Genomic DNA, 3915 nt, shown 5'->3' on the forward strand with positions numbered 1-3915 from the left:
GACCGCCCCCCCCCCCCCCCGCGCGGGCGCCAGTCCCCCACCCCCCCCCCCCCCCCCCCCCCCCCGCGCCCGCCCCCCCCCCCCCCCCGCGGGGCCCCCCCCCCGGTCCGCGTCGCGGCCCGCAGTGGCGGTACGGGAATTTTCCGCACGCGGGGTTTCCGTCGCGTTCGGGGCTCGTTAGGCAGCGAAAGAGGAATTCCCACCGGCGGCATCCGTCGCCGAGGAAAGGAACACGATGAAGTCTCTCAAGGCCGCCGCCGTAGTCGCCGGGTCCCTCGTCGTCGCCGGTGCCGCCGCGCCCGCGTTCGCCGCCGGAGCCTCCGGCGTCACGCCCTCCAGCCTCAACGGCGCCCTGGAGACCGTCACCAGCCAGCGTTCGCTCAACGCGCAGGACGTTCTTCCCCTGCAGCACCAGTCGAACGCGCTCGACACCGAGAGCAAGGACTCCGTGCTGAGCGGCGTGAACGGCGCGACGAAGACGGTGAACTCGGCCGCCGCCCCCGCGCAGCTCCTCGGCGGGCGTCCCCTCCAGGGTTAGTCGTATCCGTCGTCCGCATCCCTTGCGAGCGTGTCCTCCGCAATGTCCGCGGGCATTTACCTAGGCTCTGGAGAGAATCTCCATGAAGGGGCTCACAATGAACACTGCCAAGAAGGCCGCTCTTATTTTCGCCGCCGCCGGAATGGCCGCGGGTGCCGCCGCGGGCAGCGCCGCCGCGGACTCCGGAGCCAAGGGTGCCGCGGTCAATTCTCCGGGCGTCCTGTCGGGCAACGTCGTGCAGGTTCCCGTACATATTCCGGTCAATGTCTGCGGCAACACCGTCAACGCCATCGCTCTGTTGAACCCGGCTTTCGGAAACACCTGCTACAACCACTGACACCGCATGGCCGATGTGCCGAGAAGGGCCGATTTTCCCACGCGGAATCGGTCCTTCGCGCTGTTCGAGCCGCGTACCTCGTTCGTGTGGTCACGCCCCCGGAAATCCCCCGGGAGGGTGATTTCCGGGCGGAACCCGAACGGGCGCATCGATAGGGTTCCGCGGTGACCTCAACCTCAAGCGAAATGAGCCCTCTTCGGGCCGCCGATCTCGGCACGCTCGCCGTCATGGCATTCAGCGGGGAAGCCCCCGACGGCGACATGCCTTATCTCCTCGCCTACTCGCTGGGAGACGGCGACAGGGGTCCCGAAGGATCCGCGGCGGCCATCCGGCAGCTCCTGATCGACAACGGACTGCCCGTGGGCGACACGCTCATCGACGGATCCCAGGTGCCGGGCCTGCCCCTCACCCTGCTCGTCGAGGCCGGCCAGGCCGTCGTCAGCATGCCGCACCTCAACGCCCAGTGCGTCGCGCCGCCGGAGTGGCTCGCGGCGGTCGGGGAACGCGGCTACGCCTACTTCCTGTTCGCCACCCGCGCCTGGCCCGTGGCCCGGCCCGGTCACCCCGTGGCGCCCGAGGACCTGACGGCCTTCGCGGGCGACGAGGGGACCCTGCTCAGCGCGTCCCACGTGCTGCTGCCCGCGCGCAGGCTGCGCGGCTGATGACGGCGTCCGCGGGGCGGGGGACGGACGGCGGAGGCGATGGCGCGCGCGGGCACACCGCCGGCAGCGGCCGTGCCCTCGCCGTGCTGCTGGTGATCACCGGGGCGGCCGGTCTCCTCGCCGCGTGGGTCATCACGATCGACAAGTTCAAACTGCTGGAGAACCCGAACTTCGTCCCGGGGTGCAGCCTGAACCCGGTGGTGTCCTGCGGCAGCGTCATGAAGAGCGAGCAGGCGTCGGCCTTCGGGTTCCCCAACCCGATGCTGGGCCTGGTGACGTACAGCGTGGTGATCTGTGTCGGCGTCAGTCTGCTGACCGGTGCGGGATTCCCGCGGTGGTATTGGCTGACCTTCAACGCGGGCACGTTGTTCGGCGTCGGATTCGTGAGCTGGCTCCAGTTCCAGTCCTTCTACCGGATCAACGCGCTGTGCCTGTGGTGCTGTCTGGCCTGGGTCGCCACGATCATCATGTTCTGGTACATCACGTCCTTCAATGTGCGGAACGAATTCCTGCCCGCCCCGGAATGGCTGAAGGTATTCCTCGCGGAGTTCACCTGGGTTCTCCCGGCGCTGCACATCGGCGTCATCGGAATGCTGATCCTCACCCGCTGGTGGGATTTCTGGACGAGCTGAATCTCCCTATCGGACGACTTATGGGTCCGTCGGGGGAATCGTGAGCTGATGACGTCCCGGAATCGTTACGTGGTACGGACGCCGATCCGCCGGACCCTGAAAGGGGCCGTGCCTGGCAGGCCTTCGGCCCGCCGCCGGGTCTCCCGAAACCGACCGCTACAGCATGAGTTCGTCGAGGAGAGAAGCATGTTCGCCAGGTGGATGCCGGACAGAGTAGCGAGGCGCGGGTGGGGCGGCCGGGTGCCGGACGCCCCGGCGCGAGGCCGTGGGACGGAGCGCGTGGCGGGCGGACTGGCGCTCACCCGGCGTGGCGCGATGCGGGGACTGCTCGTCTCGGCCGTCGGGGTGGCGCTGGCTCCCGTCGTCGCGGCTTCACGGCCGCCGCGCCGCCGACCCCGGGACCTCTCCTTCGACGAGATGTACCGCGGACGGCACATCCTCGGTACGCGCGGCGGCTCCGACGGCCGGGCCGCGTTCGCCGGCAACGAGTGGCAGGTCACGGTGGACGGCCGTCCGCTGCATCTGATGCGCCGCGCGGACGGCAGCTATCTGAGCATGGTGGACCACTACGAGTCGTATCCGACACCGCTGGCGGCGGTACGCGCGGCCGTGGAGCAACTGGGCCCGGCCGAGCAGCTCAGGCGCATGGAGGGCGGGGCGGGCGGCGCCCGCGGGCGGGCGCTCGGCACACTCAACGGCGGTACGGAGGGGAGCGGCCACCACCATGGTGTACACGCGTAAGAACGTCAGCACCCTCACGAGCACGGAGCGCCGCCGTTTCGTCGCGGCGCTGCTGGAGATCAAACGCCGGGGAGAGTACGACGAGTTCGTCCGCCGGCACATCGACTACTACGTCGCCGACGGCGACGGCGGACTGCGCGCGGCCCACATGGCGCCCTCGTTCCTGCCCTGGCACCGATGCTTCCTTCTGGACCTGGAGCAGGCGCTGCAGCGTGTGGACTCCGGCGTGAGCGTGCCGTACTGGGACTGGACACGGGACCGCACGGCGGCCTCCGCGCCGTGGACCGGGGACCTGCTCGGCGGCGACGGTCGGCGCAGGGACCGGCAGGTCATGACCGGACCCTTCGCCTACGCGCAGGGCAAGTGGACGATCAAGGAGGGCGTGACCGACGGCGCGTTCCTCATGCGTGAGTTCGGCCGCCCGCGCAAGCCGATCCAACTGCCCACACGGGCCGCGCTGAACGCAGCCCTCGCCGACCCCGTCTACGACACGGCGCCCTACGACTCGACGACCAGACGCGGCTTCCGGAACCGGCTGGAGGGGTGGGGGCACGGGACGGGGAACGCCACGTGGGAGAACCACAACCGTGTCCACCGCTGGGTCGGCGGCCACATGCTGGGCGCCGCCTCCGTCAACGACCCCGCCTTCTGGCTGCACCACGCCTTTGTCGACCTCCAGTGGTCCCGCTGGCAGAAGAAGCACGGAGGCGCCCGCTATCTGCCCGAACGTCCCCCGGGGGCCCGCGACGCCCAGTACCGGCGCATCGTCGCCCGCCACGAGAAGATGCCCCCGTGGGGCGTGACCCCGGCCTCGACGGAGGACCACACTCACATCTACCGCTACGTGTAGCGGCGGTTTCCGGAGTGCGTACCGGCATCTACTGGTACACATAGAGACATCTGCCGGGACGCGTGGCCACGCGTCCCGGGAAATGCGCTGGCCCCCGCCGGCGCCGGACCCCCGGGGGCGCAGCCCGGGTCGAAAACAGCGCCTTTTGGCGGTGC

6 protein-coding genes are annotated in these 3915 nt (G+C 70.1%); all 6 read left to right on the forward strand.

All coding sequences use genetic code 11. The features are described 5' to 3' along the window. Positions 1-235: 235 nt before the first annotated feature. Entirely contained in the window at positions 236-538 is a 303-nt protein-coding gene (locus ACFXGX_RS11900; RefSeq protein WP_384788447.1) for a hypothetical protein, read from the forward strand. Positions 539-635: 97 nt separating this feature from the next. After that, a complete protein-coding gene (locus ACFXGX_RS11905) occupies positions 636-875 on the forward strand; it encodes a chaplin (RefSeq protein ID WP_384788450.1) in 240 nt (79 codons plus the stop codon). 164 nt (positions 876-1039) lie between these two features. Beyond that, the gene (locus ACFXGX_RS11910; protein ID WP_384788453.1) at positions 1040-1537 is read left to right on the forward strand and encodes a DUF5949 family protein; all 498 of its coding nucleotides are present in this window, start codon (positions 1040-1042) and stop codon (positions 1535-1537) included. Then, a complete protein-coding gene (locus tag ACFXGX_RS11915; RefSeq protein ID WP_384788456.1) occupies positions 1537-2169 on the forward strand; it encodes a vitamin K epoxide reductase family protein in 633 nt (210 codons plus the stop codon). The genes ACFXGX_RS11910 and ACFXGX_RS11915 overlap by 1 nt, the downstream gene beginning before the upstream one ends. 279 nt (positions 2170-2448) lie before the next feature. Beyond that, positions 2449-2910 carry a tyrosinase family oxidase copper chaperone gene (locus tag ACFXGX_RS11920; protein WP_384788459.1) on the forward strand — a complete coding sequence of 154 codons (462 nt, stop codon included), beginning with the start codon at positions 2449-2451 and terminating at the stop codon, positions 2908-2910. Continuing rightward, a complete protein-coding gene (locus ACFXGX_RS11925) occupies positions 2894-3760 on the forward strand; it encodes a tyrosinase family protein (protein WP_384788462.1) in 867 nt (288 codons plus the stop codon). The genes ACFXGX_RS11920 and ACFXGX_RS11925 overlap by 17 nt, the downstream gene beginning before the upstream one ends. Positions 3761-3915: the final 155 nt, after the last annotated feature.

The sequence above is a fragment of the Streptomyces sp. NPDC059371 genome (assembly GCF_042751995.1).
Taxonomy (GTDB): Bacteria; Actinomycetota; Actinomycetes; order Streptomycetales; family Streptomycetaceae; genus Streptomyces.

Bases quoted from the DNA above. Each gene is read 5' to 3' on its own strand.
- ACFXGX_RS11900 (WP_384788447.1), top strand. From the start codon at position 236: ATGAAGTCTCTCAAGGCCGCCGCCGTAGTCGCCGGGTCCCTCGTCGTC.
- ACFXGX_RS11905 (WP_384788450.1), top strand. From the start codon at position 636: ATGAACACTGCCAAGAAGGCCGCTCTTATTTTCGCCGCCGCCGGAATG.
- ACFXGX_RS11915 (WP_384788456.1), top strand. From the start codon at position 1,537: ATGACGGCGTCCGCGGGGCGGGGGACGGACGGCGGAGGCGATGGCGCG.
- ACFXGX_RS11925 (WP_384788462.1), top strand. From the start codon at position 2,894: ATGGTGTACACGCGTAAGAACGTCAGCACCCTCACGAGCACGGAGCGC.